Annotated in this window: 19 protein-coding genes; 16 read left to right on the top strand and 3 right to left on the bottom strand. The window is 57.2% G+C overall.

Features of this window, described 5'->3' with window-relative positions; genetic code table 11:
• Positions 1–59: 59 nt before the first annotated feature.
• Positions 60–821, bottom strand: a complete 762-nt coding sequence (locus D1159_RS06600; protein WP_161844886.1) for a hemolysin III family protein — start codon at positions 819–821, stop codon at positions 60–62.
• 251 nt (positions 822–1,072) lie between these two features.
• Here D1159_RS06600 and D1159_RS06595 point away from each other — a divergent pair, with 251 nt between their 5' ends.
• Positions 1,073–1,594, top strand: a complete 522-nt coding sequence (locus tag D1159_RS06595) for a ferritin family protein (RefSeq protein ID WP_161844885.1) — start codon at positions 1,073–1,075, stop codon at positions 1,592–1,594.
• 68 nt (positions 1,595–1,662) lie between these two features.
• On the opposite strand, the gene abc-f is transcribed toward D1159_RS06595, so the two are convergent.
• On the bottom strand, positions 1,663–3,153 hold the full coding sequence (gene abc-f, locus D1159_RS06590) for a ribosomal protection-like ABC-F family protein (RefSeq protein WP_161844884.1): 1,491 nt from the start codon (positions 3,151–3,153) through the stop codon (positions 1,663–1,665).
• Between the two features lie 501 nt (positions 3,154–3,654).
• On the opposite strand from abc-f, the gene D1159_RS06585 reads away from it, so the two are divergent.
• From D1159_RS06585 to tsf, 5 genes are all read left to right on the top strand, one after another.
• Positions 3,655–4,239: a hypothetical protein gene (locus tag D1159_RS06585; RefSeq protein ID WP_161844883.1), complete on the top strand. Its 585-nt coding sequence runs from the start codon at positions 3,655–3,657 to the stop codon at positions 4,237–4,239.
• 70 nt (positions 4,240–4,309) lie between these two features.
• A complete protein-coding gene (locus tag D1159_RS06580; RefSeq protein ID WP_161844882.1) occupies positions 4,310–4,495 on the top strand; it encodes a spore coat protein in 186 nt (61 codons plus the stop codon).
• 17 nt (positions 4,496–4,512) lie between these two features.
• Positions 4,513–4,767, top strand: a complete 255-nt coding sequence (locus D1159_RS06575) for a spore coat protein (protein ID WP_161844881.1) — start codon at positions 4,513–4,515, stop codon at positions 4,765–4,767.
• 217 nt (positions 4,768–4,984) lie between these two features.
• Positions 4,985–5,707, top strand: a complete 723-nt coding sequence (gene rpsB / locus D1159_RS06570) for a 30S ribosomal protein S2 (protein ID WP_161844880.1) — start codon at positions 4,985–4,987, stop codon at positions 5,705–5,707.
• Between the two features lie 75 nt (positions 5,708–5,782).
• Positions 5,783–6,700, top strand: coding sequence for a translation elongation factor Ts (gene tsf, locus D1159_RS06565; RefSeq protein ID WP_161844879.1), 918 nt, complete (start codon positions 5,783–5,785; stop codon positions 6,698–6,700).
• A gap of 97 nt (positions 6,701–6,797) precedes the next feature.
• Here tsf and D1159_RS06560 read toward each other — a convergent pair whose 3' ends face one another.
• Positions 6,798–8,147, bottom strand: coding sequence for a uracil-xanthine permease family protein (locus D1159_RS06560; protein WP_161844878.1), 1,350 nt, complete (start codon positions 8,145–8,147; stop codon positions 6,798–6,800).
• 394 nt (positions 8,148–8,541) lie between these two features.
• On the opposite strand from D1159_RS06560, the gene pyrH reads away from it, so the two are divergent.
• The 10 genes from pyrH (at position 8,542) to D1159_RS06510 (ending at position 20,176) form a co-directional block, all read left to right on the top strand.
• On the top strand, positions 8,542–9,264 hold the full coding sequence (pyrH, locus tag D1159_RS06555; protein ID WP_161844877.1) for a UMP kinase: 723 nt from the start codon (positions 8,542–8,544) through the stop codon (positions 9,262–9,264).
• Position 9,265: 1 nt separating this feature from the next.
• Positions 9,266–9,820, top strand: a complete 555-nt coding sequence (gene frr / locus D1159_RS06550; protein WP_161844876.1) for a ribosome recycling factor — start codon at positions 9,266–9,268, stop codon at positions 9,818–9,820.
• An 82-nt stretch (positions 9,821–9,902) separates the two neighbouring features.
• Complete coding sequence (locus D1159_RS06545; protein ID WP_161844875.1) at positions 9,903–10,652, top strand: isoprenyl transferase; 750 nt, start codon at positions 9,903–9,905, stop codon at positions 10,650–10,652.
• Positions 10,653–11,477, top strand: coding sequence for a phosphatidate cytidylyltransferase (locus D1159_RS06540; RefSeq protein WP_161844874.1), 825 nt, complete (start codon positions 10,653–10,655; stop codon positions 11,475–11,477).
• Positions 11,478–11,496: 19 nt separating this feature from the next.
• Positions 11,497–12,648: a 1-deoxy-D-xylulose-5-phosphate reductoisomerase gene (locus tag D1159_RS06535; RefSeq protein ID WP_202620963.1), complete on the top strand. Its 1,152-nt coding sequence runs from the start codon at positions 11,497–11,499 to the stop codon at positions 12,646–12,648.
• A gap of 85 nt (positions 12,649–12,733) precedes the next feature.
• Entirely contained in the window at positions 12,734–13,795 is a 1,062-nt protein-coding gene (locus tag D1159_RS06530) for a M50 family metallopeptidase (protein ID WP_161844872.1), read from the top strand.
• 17 nt (positions 13,796–13,812) lie between these two features.
• A complete protein-coding gene (ispG, locus tag D1159_RS06525) occupies positions 13,813–14,850 on the top strand; it encodes a flavodoxin-dependent (E)-4-hydroxy-3-methylbut-2-enyl-diphosphate synthase (protein WP_161844871.1) in 1,038 nt (345 codons plus the stop codon).
• A gap of 113 nt (positions 14,851–14,963) precedes the next feature.
• The gene (locus D1159_RS06520; RefSeq protein WP_161844870.1) at positions 14,964–15,386 is read left to right on the top strand and encodes a hypothetical protein; all 423 of its coding nucleotides are present in this window, start codon (positions 14,964–14,966) and stop codon (positions 15,384–15,386) included.
• Positions 15,383–19,528 (top strand): PolC-type DNA polymerase III, encoded by a 4,146-nt coding sequence (locus D1159_RS06515; protein WP_243152147.1) that lies wholly within the window; start codon positions 15,383–15,385, stop codon positions 19,526–19,528. The genes D1159_RS06520 and D1159_RS06515 overlap by 4 nt, the downstream gene beginning before the upstream one ends.
• Positions 19,529–19,663: 135 nt before the next feature.
• Positions 19,664–20,176, top strand: coding sequence for a ferritin (locus tag D1159_RS06510; RefSeq protein ID WP_161844869.1), 513 nt, complete (start codon positions 19,664–19,666; stop codon positions 20,174–20,176).
• Positions 20,177–20,287 lie beyond the last annotated feature (111 nt).

The raw sequence follows: 20,287 nt of genomic DNA, 5'->3' as shown, positions 1-20,287 counted from the left end.
AATTCCCTATCCCGTTTTGATAATTGCGGGATAGGGAAATTTTTGTTTTTAACACGGGGTTACAGGAAAGCTACCACCTGATACATCAAGATAAAGTGGCAGACACTGCCCAGAAGGATGAAGACGTGAAAAATCTCATGGCAGCCGAATCGAGGATTATTCCGTCCAGGCCATTTGACCGCATAGAGCACACCGCCCACAGTGTACAGGATGCCGCCCAGCAGCAGCCAGAAGAAACCGGCGGTGGGGAGGACCTGGATCAGGGGGTAAAGAGCCACAATAGCCAGCCAGCCCATAAACAGGTATAATCCGGCGGTGAGCCACCGGGGAGCGTTGATCCATAACAGGGCGACGATAAGCCCCAGGATCACCAGCGACCAGATAACGGCAAAAAGGGACCAGCCCCAGGCGCTGTAGGCGCGCAGCGGAACCAAGCAGATAGGGGTATAGGATCCAGCGATCAGGAAATAAATGGAGCAGTGATCGTATTTCCGGAGGGCAATCCGACCCCTCGCGCTGGTGTTAATACAGTGATACAGGGTGCTGGCGGTATAGAGGCCGATCATGGACAGCCCGTAGATTAAAAAGGAGATCACATGCCAGCGGTCTAATCCGAGCGTAAGAGACCGCATCAGGAGCGCGGCAGTACCGGCGATCCCCAGAACAGCCCCGATTCCATGGGTAATAGCGGACCAAGGACGCAGGCCGTCGTAGGGATTCCGGCCTTTTTCACCAGAGAGCCTGGCGTGGACTGGCTGTGGCCTGTGGGCACGACGGCAGTGCAGGTGAGACGCTCCGTTCAAAATATGTTCCTGACTCATAACAGTCACCTGATTTCCTTACATATAAATATAGGATGGATGATTTTTCTATTGACAGTATAGCACAGACCCTGTAACACAGTCAATAGAAGTATATAATATAATTCTTAAAATTAGATTAAGAAGATTCACTCACCAAAATTCAATAGAAGAAGGAAGGATAACTGGTCTGCCCCTGGCATACAGTAGTAGAGCCGAGGACCGCGAACAATGTGGCCTCAATGTTTCAGCGGGAGAGAGGGGAGTATGAAATGGAGCGTGTTCAGACAGGGGATTCCTGCCGTTCACTGGAGCCCTATCCGGAGGTGCGGGTGGAGGGGCGCAATCCGCGCTATGCCCAGGCGATGCTCAGCAACATTGGGGGCGTCAGCTCGGAGATGTCCGCAGTGTCTTTGTACTTCTACAACCACCTGATCACCGGGCGGATTGAGACAGTGGCCGCCGTATTTCGGGAGGTCAGCATTGTAGAGATGCACCATCTGAAGATTTTTGGCGAGCTGGCCCTTCAGTTAGGGGCGGATCCCCGGCTGTGGGCGGTTCAGCGTGGGCGGCAGATATGGTGGAGCCCGGATTATATCCAGTATGCCCGAAAGCTGCGGCCATTATTGCACGAGGCCATGCGGTCGGAACGCATGGCCATCCAGAAATACGAGAGCCAGGCCCGCTGGATTCAGGATCCCGGGATCCAGGCCAATCTGCGCCGGATTATTGAGGACGAAAAGATCCATCTGGAGCTCTTCTCCCAGCTCTGCCAGCAGTATGCCCAGGACTAAAACCGGCGCCGGGCGGGACCCTTTCACTGTGGGTACGCCTGGCGCCGGCACTCCGATTTTTTATTTTCTTAGGTGTGAGAAAATACAACGGGAACTGCGCCTACAGCCTCCAAGAAGGTGGGGTCGTGCTCCACGAGGAGGAGAGAGGCGCTGGTCTCCCGAAGCAGTTCCTCAATCTGGATGCGGGAGAACACATCCACATAGTTCAGCGCCTCGTCCCAGAGGTAGAGGTGGGCCTGCTGACAGATGCTGCGGGCCAGGAGCACCTTCTTTTTCTGACCCTGGCTGAGCTGGGAGAGGTCCTGCTCAAAGACCGCCCTGCCAAAGTCCAGCTTCCGCAGCAGGGTGAGAAAGCGGGTGAGATCCACCTCGCCCTCCTGGGCGAATTGGGCAAAAGACCCGCTCATCCAGGCGGTATCCTGGGGCACATAGGACAAAATCGTTCCAGAGGCCAGGACGGCGGTGCCCCGGTGGGGGAGCTCCGCCCCGGCCAGACAGTTGAGCAAGCTGGATTTCCCGCACCCATTGGGCCCGGTAAGGGCGATGCGATCCCCCTGGAACAGGGTAAAGGAGACCACAGGACAGGGCGGATGGCGGGGGTAATCGAGAGAAAAGCCGTCTATCTCTACCAGCCGCTTTTTAGGGTGGGCAAGGGGACGCAGGAAGAGGGATTGAGTGGTTTCGATGTTTTTGAGCAGCCCCTCTTTTTCCGCAATGGCCTGCTGCTGACGGCGCTCCACGGATTTGGACCGCTTCATAAGCTTGGCGGCCTTGTGGCCCACAAAGCCCCGGTCCGGCCGCAGGCCGGAATTACGGGTGTTATATTTTCCCGCCTCTGTGTGGCGGGACCAGTCTGCGGTACGGCGGGCGGCCTCCTCCAGACGGCGGATATCCTTTTTTAAAGTCTCCTGCTGGGCCTGATGCTGCCGGTCCAGGCGGCTCTTTTCCATCCACCAGACGGAGAAATTACCCTGGATCAGCTGGATATCCTCCCGGTTAAGGGCTAAGGTGTGGTCGGTGGAACGGTCCAAAAAGGCGCGGTCGTGAGAGACCAGAAGAAAGCCGGACTTTTGGCCCAGATAGGCGCTTACCGCCTCCCGGCCCGCCAGATCCAGGTGGTCTGTGGGCTCGTCGATAAGCAGAAAGGCGTCTGGCTGCTGAAAGAGGGCGGCAAGCTGAACTTTCACCCGCTCTCCGCCGGACAGGGTGGGCAGGGGACGGTACAGCACGTCAAGGTCCACTCCCAGCAGGTTGAGCTCTCGGATGAGCCGCCATTCCTCTAAATCAGGCGCGGCCTGTTCCAGGGCATCCAGAGTCATCCAGTCTCCCGCAGGGAGCGGGAAGGGGAAGGAGGAGGTTGCCACAGGACAGGAGACCGCGCCGGACTCCGGTGTCAATCCGCCGGCCAGGAGCCGGAGCAATGTGGTCTTGCCCCGTCCGTTCCGGCCGACCAGGCCCAGCCTCCAGCTGGTGTCCAGCCGGAGATCCAGATGGGAGAACACAGGGATGTGGCTCCCGTCATAGCAGAAGGTCAGATCGCTGATTTGAATGAGAGACATAATTCACCTCGTCGCGTCAAGTATGATGTGATTGCTGTTATGGCGCGGGAAGGGGCGCAGACACAGCAAAAGGGCGTCCCGCAGCTTATGCGAGGCCCCCTTTTTCCGCACCACAGAAAAAGGAAAAATGCGCAGCTTCCCGCTGATGGACCACACAGAACTCCACCCGCCCCAGGAATCATCCCAAAGCGGAGACAACGTCCTTCATGTGACAAGTGTCCAAAGCAAGAAGTTATTTGCGCATCTTCCCAACTCCCATTCAATAAAATGTAGATTCAGTATACAAAACACCGGCTGGGTTGTCAAGAGAAGTTCCTCAAATTCCCTTTTAGAAAAGAGCGGCTGACGGAGGACCACGGCAATTTTACAAAAACAGATTGATTGGAATCAGGGGCGGGTGTTGCAATAACAGGTTCTTATCCTTATAAATCTGCGTACTTTGCCGAAGGACACAACCTGTTACTTTTTTGTTTTGGAACCAGCACAGGGAGGGGAAGCGGGATGGAGGCACGGTTTTCACTGGCGGAGGGCCTTGGGAGCCTGACCGTCCGGGAGGAAGGGCCCTGGGCTGCAGTGCGGGGTGAACTGCCGGACAGGGGGAAGGGATTATATAAAGGATGGCTTACAGGGCGAAGCGGGGCGCGCCTGTTGTTGGGTACCTTTCTGCCGGAGGATGGGCGGCTGATTCTCAACCGGCGCTTTTCCATTGACGAACTGGGACGGAAGGGGGTGTGGCCGCCGGTCGGAGGAGAGGCGATGCTGGCGTTCCCAGCAGGCGGTTCGCGGAGGGAAGAAGCAGACCCAGATCCAGATCAGACGTCGTCCCCCCCGCAATGGGAGGCGTGTCCTGCATGGCAAAAATATGTAACAGACCCTGTCCTGCAAGTCCCGGCCCGCCGGGATCAGGGGGCTCTCATCCGCTGGGGGCAGGGCGGGATGCAGGTGGCGCTGCCCTTCTGCGTGGGAGAGGAGTTCCCCATCCCCGCCCTGTTTTGTCTGGCCGAGGTGCGCCCCATGCACGGGCACAGCTATCTTCGCTTCTCCCTGGACCGGAACGGCTGGCCGGTATATCTCAAGTGGGAATAAATTGGATGGAGCCGGGTACAATAGGGCCAGCGGTACTCCCAATTGATTTGACGAAAGGAGAAATCCGGCTATGGCCCACTTGACCACAAAGGAACTGACTGCCCTGTCCGACCAGCTCAACTTTGAAAAGGTCCTGTACTGCAAATACCAGACCGCACTGGAGAACTGCCAGGAGGGCGACCTGCGCAGTGCCTATCAGCAGTGTGTCCAGCGCCACAGGGACAACTACGACTGCCTGCTTAAACACCTGAGCTGAGGAAAGGAGCGACTATCATGGACAATCAGGAACAGATTACGGACTTTATTCTGGCGGAGAAGAAGATGACCGCCAACTATGACACTTTCGCGTCGGAGTGTGTGAACGGCGCTCTGCGGGCGGATTTTCTCAGCATGCTCAACCAGGGCCATCAGGCCCAGGCCGACCTCTTCCAGCTGGCCCAGTCCAAGGGCTGGTACCAGGTGGAGCAGGCCCCCGAGAGCAAAATCAATACCGCCTATCAAAAATTCAGCAACCAGCGTCCCCGCTGACTGCACGGCCCGATCCCCTGTCCACCTACAGGCGGGGGATTGGGCCGAAACCAGTTTAAAAAGAAAGAGGAAAATAATACTTGCATAAAAGAAAAGAGTGTTGTATAATACCAAAGCACAATTACACACACCGGAGGATACTCCGCCTGGTGCCCTGAGAGGTAGGCGGGGGAGATGAGGCCGGTGGCGGTAAGAACAAAAAGGAGGAAATGATCACATGGCAGTCGTATCTATGAAGCAGCTTTTGGAGGCCGGCGTACACTTCGGCCACCAGACCCGCCGGTGGAACCCCAAAATGGCCACCTACATCTACACCGAGCGCAACGGCATCTATATCATCGACCTTCAGAAGACCGTGAAGAAGCTGGAGGAGGCCTATAATTTCGTCCGTGAGCTGGGCGAGAATAGCCAGACATTGCTCTTTGTGGGCACCAAGAAGCAGGCCCAGGAGGCCATCAAGGAAGAGGCAACCCGCTGCGGCATGTACTATGTCAACGCCCGCTGGCTGGGCGGTATGCTCACCAACTTCAAGACCATGCGGGGCCGCGTGGATCGTCTGAACCAGCTGAAGAAGATGCAGGAGGACGGCACCTTCGATATGCTGCCCAAGAAGGAAGTTATGAAGCATCTGGGTGAAATTGCCAAGCTGGAGAAGTACCTGGGCGGCGTCACTGAGATGAAGAAGCTCCCCGGCGCCCTGTTTGTGGTTGACCCCCGCAAGGAGCGCAATGCCATTAACGAGGCCCGCAAGCTGCATATCCCCATTGTGGCTATTGTGGATACCAACTGCGACCCCGATGAGATTGACTACGTCATCCCTGGTAACGATGACGCCATCCGTGCCATCAAGCTGATCTCCGGCGTGATGGCCAACGCCATTCAGGAGGGCCGGCAGGGCCAGGACGCCCCCGCTGAGGAGGCTGCTCCCGCCGCCGAGTAAGTAAACTGTTTCGAAGCGCCCGCCCGCGCGGGCGGGCGCTTCTTTTATACCGATGATTTATGGAGGTTGAGTGATATGGCAATCACCGCAAAAGACGTACAGAAGCTGCGCGAGATGACCGGCGTCGGCATGATGGACTGCAAGAAGGCCCTCACCGAGGCCGAGGGCAATATGGATAAAGCTGTGGAGATCCTCCGGGAGAAGGGTCTGGCCGCCTCTCAGAAGAAAGCCGGCCGCATTGCCGCCGAGGGTATGGCTTATGCCGCCGTGATTGACGGCATGGGCGTGGTGGTCGAGGTCAACGCCGAGACCGACTTTGTGGCCAAAAATGAGAAATTTACCGATTTTGTTAAGGGTGTGGCCGCCACCGTGGCCAAGAACAAGCCCGCCGATTTGGACGCCTTGATGGCGTGCAAGTACGAGGGCGCTGACCGGACTGTCACCGAGCAGCAGCAGGAGATGGTGCTGGTTATCGGCGAGAATATCAAGGTTCGCCGGTTTGCTTTCTTTGACCAGGGTATTTCCGTGCCTTATATCCACGCCGGCGGCAAGATCGGCGTGCTGGTCAACCTGGAGACGGAGCTGAGCGCCGACCAGGTCAATGAGATGGGCAAAGACGTGGCCATGCAGATCGCCGCGCTGAACCCTCGTTTCCTGGATAAGAGCCAGGTGAGCCAGGCCACCCTGGACGAGGAGAAGAAGATTCTCCTGGCCCAGATGGAGAACGACCCCAAAATGGCTGCCAAGCCCGACAAAGTGAAGGAGGGTATTGTGGCCGGCAAGCTGGGCAAGTTCTATAAGGAGAACTGTCTGCTCCAGCAGGAGTTTGTCAAAGATGGCAGTGTCTCTGTGGAGCAGTATATGGCTAACACTGCCAAGGCTCTGGGCGGTGCTGTGGTTCTGAAGGATGCCATCCGCTTTGAAAAGGGCGAGGGCATTGAGAAGAAGCAGGAGAACTTCGCTGAGGAGATTGCCAAGCAGCTGGGCAAGTAAAATAGCAGTACAAACCCCCGAGTCTTAACCCGGGGGTTTTGTTATGCCAAGAAAAAGTGTGCCGGCACTGTGAAAAGCCGGTACACTTTTTGTAGATTTACTTTTGAGCAGCGGAGGTAAGCGTCTTGGAAAATTCCTCAATGTACTTTCTGTCTTCCTCGGTTTTGGGAAGGACAATATTGAGCAGCAGGGCGGTGAGCGCCGTGCCGGAGATGCCGGTGAACAGGGTAAGAATCGTAGTGGGGAGGAAGGAGAGGTAGTCCCCCGCATAACCGCCGCCGATGCCCACTACCAAAGAGACTGCCAGAATAGTGATGTTACGCTTCGTCAGGCTGCCCATACTGATAACGCGGATGCCAGTCGAGGCGATGCTGCCAAAGGTGACCAGCAGAATACCGCCCAAAACGGGGTTGGGAATTGCGGCCAGTACTTGAGAAAACTTTGGGAAGAAGGACAGCAGACCGAGGATCAGCGCACCCAGCGCGGTGACATAGCGGCTGGCCACGCCGGTCATGGCGATGACGCCGGCATTCGGACTGGCAGAGACCACAGGCAGGCCGTTGAACAGGGAGGCCACGATACTGCCCAAGCCGTCGCCCCGCAGGGTGCGAACCAGTTCCGCCTTGGTGGGCAGACGCCCCTCGGCATTATTAACAATTCCTGGGGTGTCGCCTACATTCTCCATCACTGTGGCGATGTGGACAGCGCAGATGGTGAGAATAGGGCCGGCCTGAAAGCTGAGCCCGAATTTTACCGGGGTGGGGAAGGCGAGTACGTGGGCCTCGTTCACCGCGGAAAAGTCTACCATGCCCAGAACAATACACAGAAGGAAGCCCACAATAATGGAGATGAGAATGGACAGTGATTGAAGGAATCCCTTGGCGAAGTTGTCCAGAACGGTGGCCAGAATAAAGGTGAAGCAGGCGATGGCGAAAAACTTGAACACGTCTGGGCCGCTGGGGTTGTAGTTTACCGCGTTTCCAAAGCCGCTGCCCATCAGGCACATACCTACCGCCAGCACTACGCTGCCAGTGACCACGGGGGTAAAGTATTTGTGCAGGTAAGTGATGGCCAGAGGGCCGAAAATAAACAGGACCACACTTCCGGCTAGTGCGGCGCCAAAGGTTCCGGAAAGTCCGATGTCAGGATTGCACGCCATGGCGACCATGGGGGAGATAAGGGTGTAGCTGCCAGAGGTAACAATAGGCAGTTTGGAGCCAATGGGCAGCTTCCACAGGCCCAAGGACTGAATCAGGCTGGCGATACAGCTGATGAACATACTGCATTGGATGAGCAGGGCAGTATCTTGGGCGTCCAGCTTAGCGCCGCTGGCCAGAAGCAGACTGCCGGCCAAGGTGCCGGTAAAGGCGACAAGGACATGCTGTAACGCCAAAGGAATTGCTTTTTGAATCGGCGGCTTGTCATTAATACGATAAACCATAGCCATAGAATAAAGATCTCCTTTCCTTCCGCCGCTGGCGGAGACGGTTCGATGTGTTGGGGTGATATATCACAAATACATCATATGACCACTAAGAATATTATACTGATTGGTCAGTAAAATACAAGACAAAGGAGGAAAATGACGAAAAATAGTCCTTATATACAAATTAAAAACCACCTGGTTGGAGATTTTGACCGGAGAAATGGAGCGGCGCCAATAAAAACGGCAGAACAGCACGATGGTTTTGAATAATTCCCATTGAGAATAAATTGTAAAAATTTCAGTTGGGGGCCTATGCAAAACGGAAAAAATAAGTTAAAATAACAAAAGACTGGACCAGTGTGCCTGGTATACACTGGAAAACATTGAGACATACCACGTGAAGGGGGTTGACGATATGAGTAAGCCGCAGTATAAGCGCATACTTTTAAAAATCAGCGGTGAGGCACTGGCGGGCGAGGCCACCCGCGGCTTGGATTTCGGCGTCATCAGGCAGGTGTGCCAAGTGATTAAAGAGTGCATTGAGATGGGCGTCCAGGTGGGAATCGTTGTAGGCGGGGGCAATTTCTGGCGGGGCGTCAAGGACGGCGGCGGCCGGATGGACCGCTCCCGCGCCGACCACATGGGAATGCTGGCCACCACGCTGAATGCCCTTGCCCTGGCGGACGTGCTGGAGCAGCTTGGGGCGGAAGTTCGGGTAGAGACCGCCGTTGAGATGCGCGCCTTTGCCGAGCCATATATCCGTTCCAAGGCCATTCGTCATCTGGAGAAGGGGAGAGTGGTGATCTTCGGCTGCGGCACCGGCAACCCCTTCTTCTCCACGGATACGGCGGCGGTGCTCCGGGCTGCGGAGATTGACGCCGATGTGATTCTGTTGGCCAAAAACATTGACGGCGTATACAGCGCCGATCCCCGCAAGGACCCCAACGCAGTGAAATACGATACCATTACCTACGACGATATACTGGCTCAGCACCTCCAGGTGATGGACTCCACCGCCACCAGCCTGTCCATGGACAATAAGATCCCTGTGATCCTGTTTGCGCTGAAAGATCCCCATAACATTATCCGGGTTCTCCAGGGAGAGAAAATCGGAACCATTGTGAAGGAGGAAAAATGAGATGAACGAGATCCATAAGCCTTATGATGAAAAGATGCAGAAGACCATCGACGTGGTGTCCGGCGACTTTGCCAGCGTCCGGGCGGGCCGGGCAAACGCCGCTGTGTTGGACAAAATCACGGTGGATTACTACGGCACCCCCACGCCCATCAATCAGGTGGCGGCCATTTCCTCTCCGGACCCCCGTACTCTCACCATTCAGCCCTGGGACGCCAGCATTCTGAAGGCCATTGAAAAGGCCATTCAGACCTCTGATCTGGGCATCAACCCACAGAATGACGGCCGTCTCATCCGCCTGGCCTTCCCCCAGCTGACCGAGGAGCGCCGCAGAGAGTTGTCCAAGCAGGTGAAAAAATACGCCGAGGCGGGAAAGGTGGCCATCCGCAACATCCGCCGGGACGCGGTGGAGACCTATAAGAGCATGAAGAAGAAGAGCGAGATTACCGAGGACGACCTGAAGGAATACGAGAAAGAGATGCAGGATCTCACAGAAAAACGCTGCAAGCAGATCGACGAGCTGAGCGCCAAGAAGGAAGCGGAGCTGATGGCGGTCTGACGGTCTTCCCCCCTTGACTATGCTGGTGCGGGGCGTTCCACGCTCCGCACCAAATTCTGATTGGATATAGGAATTGGATGCTATGTCACTGTTTAAATCCAGAGGAACGAAGCGGGACGGGGAAGTGGACTTCAGCCGTCTGCCCCGGCATGTGGCAATCATTATGGATGGAAACGGCCGCTGGGCCAAGCGGCGGGGACTGCCCCGCACGGCGGGACACGCCGCCGGGGCAGAGACCTTTCGTACCATCGCCACCTACTGCAAAGATATCGGGCTGGAGTACCTGACGGTATACGCCTTCTCCACAGAAAACTGGAAGCGGCCGGCGGAAGAGGTATCCGCCATTATGGATCTGCTGAAAAAGTACCTGCTGGAGGCCATTGGAAAGATGGAGCGGGACCGGGTGAAAATGAAGTTTTTGGGGGATCTATCTCCGCTGAGCAAGGAGCTGTGCGCCCTGTGCCGGAAGACAGAGGAGATCTCCACCCACTACGAGGGCTGTCAGGTTAACATTTGCCTGAACTACGGCGGGCGGGATGAGATTGTCCAGGCCGTCCGGGCCCTGGCGGCAGAGTGCGCCGCCGGACAGCGCAACGCCGCTTCTCTTACTGAGGAGGATGTCTGCGCCCATCTCTATTCCGCCGGCATCCCAGACCCGGATCTGGTGATCCGGCCCAGCGGGGAGCTCCGCCTGTCCAACTTCCTGCCCTGGCAGTCGGCCTACGCCGAGTTTTATTTTACCGATGTGCTCTGGCCCGATTTTTCAAAGAGGGAGCTGAACCGGGCGCTGGCTGATTTTCAGTCCCGCTCCCGCCGGTTTGGAGGTGTCTGAATGGGAAAGCGTGTCTTAGTTGCTGTAATTTTCATTCCCCTGATCTTTGTCATCCTCTTCGGCGTTTCACCGGTCTACCCCATTGTAATCCCCGCCGCCATCGCGGGATTGTCCGCGCTGGCGGTTCATGAGGCCCTGTGGTCTACCGGCTTTGTCAAAAACCTCCGCATTTCCGGCATCTCCATCGTACTGGCGGGACTGATCCCCTTCTGGGTCTACTTCGGCCAGGATCAGACCTTGGCGCTGGCGGGACTGCTGGCCTATGTCAGCTTCCTGTTTGCCGAGGCCATTCACAGCCATAAGGCGGTGACCATGGAGAAGATGGGCGGCGCCTTTTTCCTGTCGGTTATGATCCCGTTTTTTCTCTCCTCTTTTGTGCGTATCCGTCTGATGGAGGGGTGGCGGTATCTGATTGTGCTGCCCTTTGCCGCCGCTTTCGCCAGCGACGCCTTCGCACTCTTCGCGGGGATGCGCTTTGGAAAGCGCAAGCTGGCGCCGGAGCTCTCCCCCAAAAAGACGGTGGAGGGAGCCTTTGGCGGCTTTGTAGGCAGCTCGTTTACGCTGTTGCTCTACGGTGTTGTAGTCTATCAGTTCGGCGCTCAGGTGGAAAACTACGCCATGTTAACCCTCTATGGAATGATGGGGAGTGTGATCTCCCAGTTCGGCGATCTGGCTTTCTCCTACATCAAGCGGGAGTATGGCATCAAGGACTACGGCAATATTCTCCCCGGCCATGGCGGTGTGCTGGACCGCTTCGACAGCGTGATCTTCTGTGCGCCCCTCATGGAGCTGCTCATCCGCTGGCTGCCGGCCATAACAGGTTAAGAAAGAAGGGCGGTTGTTCATGCAACAGGCAATTTCCATTTTGGGGTCCACCGGATCCATCGGACGGCAGTCTCTGGATGTGATTGCCGCCTGCGGCATTCGAGCGGCAGCCCTCACCGCCCGGCGAGACGTGACGGAGCTGGAGGCCCAGTGCCGCCGGTTCTCCCCGGCTCTGGCGGTGCTGACGGAGGAGAAGGCCGCCGCTGATCTGCGGATCCGGCTGGCGGATACCAGTATCCGGGTGGCCGGCGGGCAGGAGGGACTTTTGGAGGCCGCCGTCCTGCCGGAGGCAGACACCGTGGTCACCGCTGTGGTGGGCATCGCCGGACTGCGCCCCACCTTAGCAGCCATTCAGACGGGAAAGCGTATTGGACTGGCCAACAAGGAGACGCTGGTGTGTGCCGGAGAGCTGGTCATGGCGGAGGCCCAGCGCTGTGGGGCGGAAATTGTCCCCGTAGATTCCGAGCACTCCGCCATCTTTCAGTGTCTCCAGGGCTGCCAGGACCGGGGGGAGGTCAAGCGGCTGATCCTCACCGCTTCCGGCGGTCCCTTCTGGGGGAAAAGTCAGGCGGAGCTGGAGCATGTCACATTGGCGGATGCGCTGAAGCACCCCAACTGGTCCATGGGGGCCAAAATTACCATAGACTCCGCTACCATGATGAACAAGGGGCTGGAGTTTATTGAAGCCATGCGGCTCTACCACATGCCGCCGGAAAAAATCGCGGTTCTGATCCATCGGGAGAGTATCATACACTCTCTTGTGGAATACTCGGATCATGCTGTACTGGCCCAACTGGGGGCGCCTGATATGCGGGTGCCCATTGAGTACGCTTTTACTTGGCCGGGGCGCGGCCCCGCGGTGGCCCCGCCCTTGGATCTTGCCCAGATTGGTACGCTGACCTTTGCTCTGCCGGATGACGGGCGTTTCCCCTGTCTGCCCCTGGCAATACAGGCCGCCAAGCGGGGCGGGACGGCCACCGCTGTACTCAATGGGGCCAACGAGGCTGCGGTAGAGCGGTTCCTTCAGGGCGAGATTGGCTTTTTGGAGATCCCGCGTCTGGTGGAGAAAGCCATGGCGCGGATCCCCGTCCAGCACAGTCCCACGCTGGAGGATATCTTCGCGGCGGACGAAGCGGCCCGCGCCTGTGTGAATGGTCTCGTCCTGGCTTGATCGGTGCGCCAGTTCCATCTTATCCCATCACTTTATGGGGCGGCGCTTTTCCGCGCCGCCCCATACCTGCGTTTCAGGAGGTTTTATGGTCTATATTATTATCGCCATTTTGATGTTCGGCGTTCTTATCGCTGTCCATGAATTCGGACACTTTATTACCGCCAAGCTGCTGGGGGTCAAGGTGAATGAATTTGCCATCGGTATGGGGCCGCTGCTGGTTTCCCGGCAGAAGGGGGAGACCCTGTATGCTCTGCGGGCGTTCCCCATCGGCGGCTTCTGCGCTATGGAGGGGGAGGAGGGGGACTCCGCCGATCCCCGCTCCTTTGAGCGCAAGTCCGCCTGGCGGAAGGTGATTATTTTGGCCGCCGGCTCGTTTATGAACTTTCTGACCGGACTGCTGATTTTAATGGGGCTGTTTATGACGGTAGGCCAGGTGGCCTCGCCGGTGGTCACTGGATTTTTGGACGGCTTTCCCGTCCAGGAGGTGGGGCTCCAGCCGGGGGACCGGATCGTCTCCATTGAGGGGCACCGGGTGCGCTACCGGGGGGAGATTGATGCCCTTCTGGATCAGGCGTCTGCCGATGGCCGTGTGGATCTGGTGGTCCGTCGGGAGGGAGAGACGGTAACGCTGGCCGGCCAGCCACTGGTCCGCCGCACTTTCAATTACGAAGGGGAACAGCGCCAGATGTACGGCCTCTCCTTTGGAGAGACCGAGGCCATCGGCCCCATTGACTGCCTGATTTTGGCCTGGCGGCAGTCGGTTATTTTCGCCAAGCTGGTGTGGGAGAGCCTGGGGATGCTGGTCCGGGGCGCGGTGGGGCTGAAGGATCTGTCCGGCCCCATCGGCATCGTCAATACCATCGGCCAGGTGGGCGCCAGCGCGGAGACGCCGGCACTGGCTCTGCAGGGCGTGATGCAGTTTGTGGCCTTTATCGCCATTAATCTGGCGGTGATGAACCTGCTGCCCATTCCCGCTTTGGACGGGGGGCGCATTTTCTTTCTGGCGATTAACCTGCTGGTTACCTTTTTTACCAAGAAAAAGCTGGATCCCAAGTACGAAAATGCGGTGAATATGGCAGGCTTTTTCTGTCTGCTGGCCCTGATGGCCGTTGTGGCGGTGAGCGATATTTTTAAGCTGATCCATTGACAAAAGAGGAGTGGACGATGACAAAACAGATCCAAGTGGGAAAAATTCCCGTGGGCGGGGGTGCGCCAGTTACCATTCAGTCTATGACTAACACCCCCACGCACGACGTGGCGGCCACCGTGGCCCAGATCCACAAGCTGGAGGCGGCGGGCTGTGAGATCATCCGGTGCGCAGTTCCCGATAGGGCCGCCGCCAAGGCCATTGGGCGGATTCGGGAGCAGATTTCCATTCCGCTGGTAGTGGATATCCACTTTGACTACAAGCTGGCTCTGGAGGCGGCAGCCGCCGGGGCGGACGCGGTGCGCATCAATCCCGGCAACATCGGGGGAGAGGACCGGGTGAAGGCGGTGGCCCAGGCCTGCGCCGCCCGGAATATCCCCATCCGGGTGGGGGTCAACGGCGGGTCTCTGGAAAAGCATCTGCTGGAGCGATATGGCGGTGTGACGGCTCAGGCCCTTGTGGACTCCGCCTTCTGCCACATCCGCCTGCTGAACAGGTATGACTTTGACGACATCTGCGTGTCCCTCAAGTGCTCCAGCGTGCCATTGACCATGGCGGCCTACCGGCTGATGGCGGAGCAGAGCCGCTATCCCCTCCATGTAGGACTCACCGAGGCGGGGACCCCGCGAATGGGGGTGCTGAAATCGGCGGTGGGGATTGGCGGGCTCCTGGCCCTGGGGATTGGAGATACCATCCGGGTATCCCTGTCTGCGGATCCGGTGGAGGAGATCTATGCCGCCCGAGACATTTTAAAGGTGGCCGGCCTGCGCCGGGAAGGGGCGGAGCTTATCTCCTGCCCCACCTGCGGCCGCACCCAGATTGACCTCATCTCCCTGGCCAACCAAGTGGAGGCACGCCTGAAGACGGTAGACAAGCCCATTACTGTAGCAGTAATGGGCTGCGTGGTGAACGGTCCCGGTGAGGCCAGCGCCGCCGATGTTGGCATCGCCGGCGGCCGGGGGGAGGGGCTGCTCTTCCGCCGGGGGGAGATTGTCAAAAAGGTCCCCCAGTACCAACTGGTAGACGAGCTGTTTGCCCTGATTGAGACCCTTTAAAGAACTGGTTTTAGATTTTTAAAAAGAGTCTTTACAAAACGCCGGAACTGTGACATGCTAACTCTATCCTAAGAGCTGATTTTAGTGGTTTGAAAAGGAAGGAGAACAGCAGCATGACTTATCAGGAGTTCATCAACACCTCCAACACCCTGGCGCCCCTGGCGGGAAATCAAACGGCACAGTACATCTATCAAAATATCATTCACCGGTCCGACGTGGTGGGGTGGATGGCCATTGCCTCCGAGCTGAAGCTGCCTGCTTTGGCGGTATGCGCCGGGGAGATTGAGCAGTACTGTGCAGGACACCCGGGTACACTGGATTTAAGCGACAATTTGGTGCGCAAATCCATTGGCCGGATGGTGCGCGCGGCGCTGGAACCCTTGGGTTATGAGCCGGTAGGGAAGAAGAGTATGCCTAAGGAGATGGGATTCCAGTATTTTTGCGGCGTGGCCAAACGGTATGAAAAGCACAGGCCTGCCAAGTATGTGGTTCAGGTAGCGATAACCCCCGCGGAAGCGCCGCAGGGAGAGAAATGAGAGAGGAGCCTATGGAGGACGAGAAAAAAATTTCATTCCAGACGCTGTTTTCCGAGCTGAAGGAAGATGAGATTGCTCCACTCATGGAGAAAGCCTGGGTGGTGGGCGCCGTCATCACCTGCGGCGCCAGAACACTGGAGGCGGAGCTGGAGCACCCAGACCGACTGCCGGCGGAAACGCTGCGTATGGCGGAGGAACGGATCCGGCAGGCGTACGATCTCACCCGGGTGGAGCTGCGGCAGACGCCAGCTCAATCCGAACCGGCCCCGGCTGCTGTTCCAAGCCCGCCTGTGCCGTCCGTCCAAACAGATACCATTGATGCCCAGGCGGCGGAGGCCTTCCGCCGCACAGAGGCCATCCGGCAGGAGGCGCTGAAAAAAATCAAAGTGCCCCCGGCAAAGGAAAAGCCCCGGCGGCAGGAGGGCGGCAAAAAGAATCTCATCTACGGCAAACACGAGGTGCGGGGCGTACCGGTGCCTATGAAAAATCTGGATTTGGACATGGGCGCTGTCGTTGTGGAGGGAGACGTATTCGCCATCGACCACCGGGAGCTGAAAAAGCGGGGCGCTTGGGTGGTGTCCTTTGACTTGACGGATTACGGCGGATCGGTGCGCATCAACAAATTTTTCCCCGGCGAGGAGGGAAAGCCCATTGTGGAGAAGGTGAAGAAGGGCCAGCGCCTGCTGGTCCAGGGCCGGCTGAATATCGACCGCTTCACCAATGACATGGTACTGGAGCCCGTGGCCATTATGGAGGGGGAAAAGACCGTTAAGACGGACGGCGCGCCGGAAAAGCGGGTGGAGCTCCATCTCCACACCACTATGTCAGCCATGGACGCCCTCACTCAGGTAGGCCCCAAACTGGGGCCGGATAAGAATGTGGTGAAGCGGGCGGAGTCCTGGGGACACCGGGCCATCGCTATCACTGACCACGGGGTGGCTCAGGCATTTCCCGATGCCTGGCACTCGGCGAAAAATATCAAAATTCTCTATGGAGTAGAGGCATACTACATCAATGACGTGGATGACCGGGTGGTGGTCCACGGCAGCGCAGAACAGGATTTTACCGGAGAAATTGTCTGCTTCGATATTGAGACCACTGGACTGAGCCGGCGGAAAGACGCTATCACGGAGATTGGCGCGGTGGTGCTGCGAGACGGCGCGGTAGCAGAGACCTTCAACACCTTCGCCGATCCAGGCCGGCCCCTAGACCGCAATATTGTAGAGCTTACCAGTATTACGGACGAGATGCTCAAGGGGGCGCCCTCTCAGGCGGAGGCCATCCAGTCCTTTCTAGACTTTGCCGCCGGTCGGCCCCTGGCCGCCCACAATGCGGAATTCGACATGGGCTTTATGGCGGAGGGCTGCCGCCGGGCGGGGATTCCTTTTGATTACACTTCTCTGGACAGCCTGATCCTGGCCCAGAATCTGCTGCCCCAGCTGGGTAAACACAAGCTGGACATTGTGGCGGAGCACCTGAATCTGCCTGCTTTCAACCACCACCGCGCCAGTGACGACGCAGCCACCGTGGCCTATATGCTCATTCCGTTTTTCAAAATGCTGGAGGACATGGGGGTACGCAGTCTTCAGGCCATCAACCCCGCCATGGTCAAGCTGCGGGGAGCGGGGAAGGCCAAGCGGCAGCCCAAACATCTGATCGTTCTGGCTAAGAACCAGCTGGGACTGCGCAATCTGTACCAGCTGATCTCAAAGGGTCATCTGGAGCACTTCAAGCGCTATCCCATCATGCCGAAAAGCCTCATCAATCAGTATCGGGAGGGGCTGATTCTGGGCTCCGCCTGTGAGGCGGGGGAGCTCTACGAAGCAGTGAGCAAAGGGAAGGACTGGGATGAGCTCAAGCGCATTGCTGCCTGGTATGACTTCCTGGAAATTCAGCCGGTGTGCAACAACGCCTTTATGATTCGGAAGGGTATTGTTCAAAGCATAGAGGAGATCCAGGACTTCAACCGGACCATTGTGGAGCTGGGCAAGGCACTGGACAAGCCGGTGTGCGCCACAGGAGATGTACACTTCCTGGACCCGGAGGATGAGATCTACCGGCACATTCTGTTGGCTACCAAAGGCTTTGATGACGCCGACGCCCCGCTGCCCATCTATTTTAAAACCACCACGGAGATGCTGGAGGAGTTCTCCTACCTGGGAGAGGAGGACGCCTACAACGTGGTGGTACGCAACACCAATCTGGTGGCGGACTGGTGCGAAAAAGTAGTCCCTCTGCCCAACGGCCTTTTCGCCCCTGACTTGGACGACTCAGAGGGAGAGCTGAAGCGGCTGGTGTGGGGCAAAGCCAAGGAGCTCTATGGGGAGGAGCCGCCCCAGCTGGTCACAGACCGTATTCAGGTGGAGTTGGACGCCATTCTGGGCCGTCACTACGACGTGATCTACATGTCGGCCCAGAAGCTGGTGCAGGACTCCCTGGAGCACGGCTATCTGGTAGGCTCCCGTGGCTCGGTGGGTTCCTCTATGGCGGCTTTTTTGTCCGGTATTACAGAGGTAAACTCTCTGCCCCCCCACTATCGCTGCCCCAACTGTAAGCACTCAGACTTTGAAAGCGGGGTGAAGAACGGCTTTGGCTGCGGGGCGGATATGCCGGACGGGATCTGTCCAGTCTGCGGTGCATCCTATGTCAAGGACGGATTTAATATCCCCTTTGAGACCTTCCTGGGGTTCGGGGGGGACAAGGTGCCGGATATCGACCTGAATTTCTCCGGAGAGTACCAGGCCAAGGCACACCGGCATACCTTCGAGCTATTTGGGGAGAATCACGTATTCCGGGCGGGGACCATTGGGACAGTGGCGGAGAAGACCGCCTTCGGCTATGTGAAAAAGTATCTGGATGAGCGGGCGATCCACGTCTCACGGGCGGAGGAGAACCGGCTGGCTCTGGGATGTACCGGCGTCAAACGCACGACTGGACAGCACCCAGGCGGCATGGTAGTCATCCCCCAGGACCGGGAGATCTTTGACTTTTGTCCGGTACAGCACCCCGCCGACGATACCGGCACTGACATCATTACCACCCATTTTGAATATCATTCCATGGAGTCCAACATCCTCAAGCTGGATATGCTGGGGCATGATGACCCATCCATGATCCGGATGCTGGAGGATCTCACCGGTGTGGACGCCAAAACCATCCCCCTGGATGATAAGGACACGATGTCTATTTTTACCTCCAGCGAGGTGCTGGGATTTATGGACGACCCAGTTTTAGGTCCTACCGGCGCGGTGGCTATTCCTGAGTTCGGCACCTCCTTCGTCCGGGGGATGCTGGTGGATACCCAGCCAACGGAGTTTGACGTGCTGGTGCGCCTGTCCGGCTTTTCCCACGGCACGGATGTATGGCTGGGCAACGCCAAGGATTTGATTGTGAAAAAGGGGATTCCCGTCAACCAGGCCATCGGCTGCCGGGACGATATTATGATCTTCCTTATCTCCTGCGGTATGCCGGAAAAGCGATCCTTTAAAATTATGGAGGCGGTACGAAAGGGAAGAGGACTCCCGGAGGGGGCGGAAGAGGAGATGGCCGCCGCCGGCGTACCGGATTGGTACATTGACTCATGCAAAAAAATCAAGTACCTGTTCCCCAAGGCCCACGCTGTGGCCTATGTAATGATGGCGTTTCGGATTGCCTGGTTCAAAGTCCACCGGCCGCTGGCCTTCTACGCCGCCTATTTTTCTATCCGGGCCAAGGCCTTTGACGCCACGTGCATGTGCTGGGGGATGGAGACCGCCCGAGGCAAGATGAAGGAAATTGAGACGAAAGAGAAGACGGCGGCAGTGGAGCAGGACATGCTGACAACGCTGGAGGTGGTATATGAATTCTACCTGCGGGGCTTTACCTTCCAGCATGTGGATCTCTACCAGTCCCACGCCACGCTGTTCCAGGTGGACGAGGCACACAAGGCCCTGATTCCCCCCTTTACCTCCATCCCAGGACTGGGGGAGACCGCGGCTTGGTCTATTGTGGAGCAGCGCAAGGGCAAGCGGTTTATCTCCATAGAGGAGTTCTCCACCGCCTGTCCCAAGGTGTCCAAAACCCATATTGAACAGCTCCGTGCCGCCGGCGCTCTGGATGGTCTGCCGGATACCAGTCAGATAGATCTGTTTTCTATGTTTTAGAGATTGTTTGACTGTACAAAAAACACCTGAAAATTTTGTCGGAGTTGGTGGAATTTTGTATCAATTTAGGTTGTCAAACTTAAAATGCCATGGTACTATTGTATATGATTTTAGAAAGAAAAGAGGTCTTTTCCCATGCTGGACAAAAAAGTCGCGGAACTGCTCAACGACCAAATCAACAAGGAGTTCTACTCGGCCTACCTGTACCTGGATTTCTCTGTGTACTATGATGAAATTGGCCTGGATGGCTTCGCCAACTGGTACAAGATCCAGGCTCAGGAGGAGCGGGATCACGCTATGCTGTTCTTGCAGTACATGCAGAACAACGGCGAAAAGGTCACCTTGGGCGCTATTGACAAGCCCAACAAGGACCTGAATGACAAGCTACAAGTCCTCAAGTATGGTCTGGAGCATGAGCGTCTGGTCACTAGCCTGATCCACAACATCTATGAGGCTGCCCACAGCGTGAAGGACTTCCGTACCATGCAGTTCCTGGACTGGTTTGTCAAAGAGCAGGGTGAGGAGGAGAAGAACGCCGAGGATATGATCAAGAAGATGGAACTCTTCGGCGACGATGCAAAGAGTTTGTACATGCTCAACAGCGAGATGGCTGGCCGGGCCTATTCCGCCCCCTCCCTGACTCTGTAAGGAGCGCAAAAGCGCCGGGAGCCGTTCTCCCGGCGCTTTTTTACCGGCTGGACAGAGGATTCTCTGTATCGTAAGCAAAGTTGAAAAAGCGCGTCTTCTTCTCCGGTGTCT

The organism is Pseudoflavonifractor sp. 524-17 (genome assembly GCF_009935845.1).
Classification (GTDB): Bacteria; Bacillota; Clostridia; order Oscillospirales; family Oscillospiraceae; genus Pseudoflavonifractor_A.
This window is presented reverse-complemented; position numbering and strand designations above follow the sequence as displayed.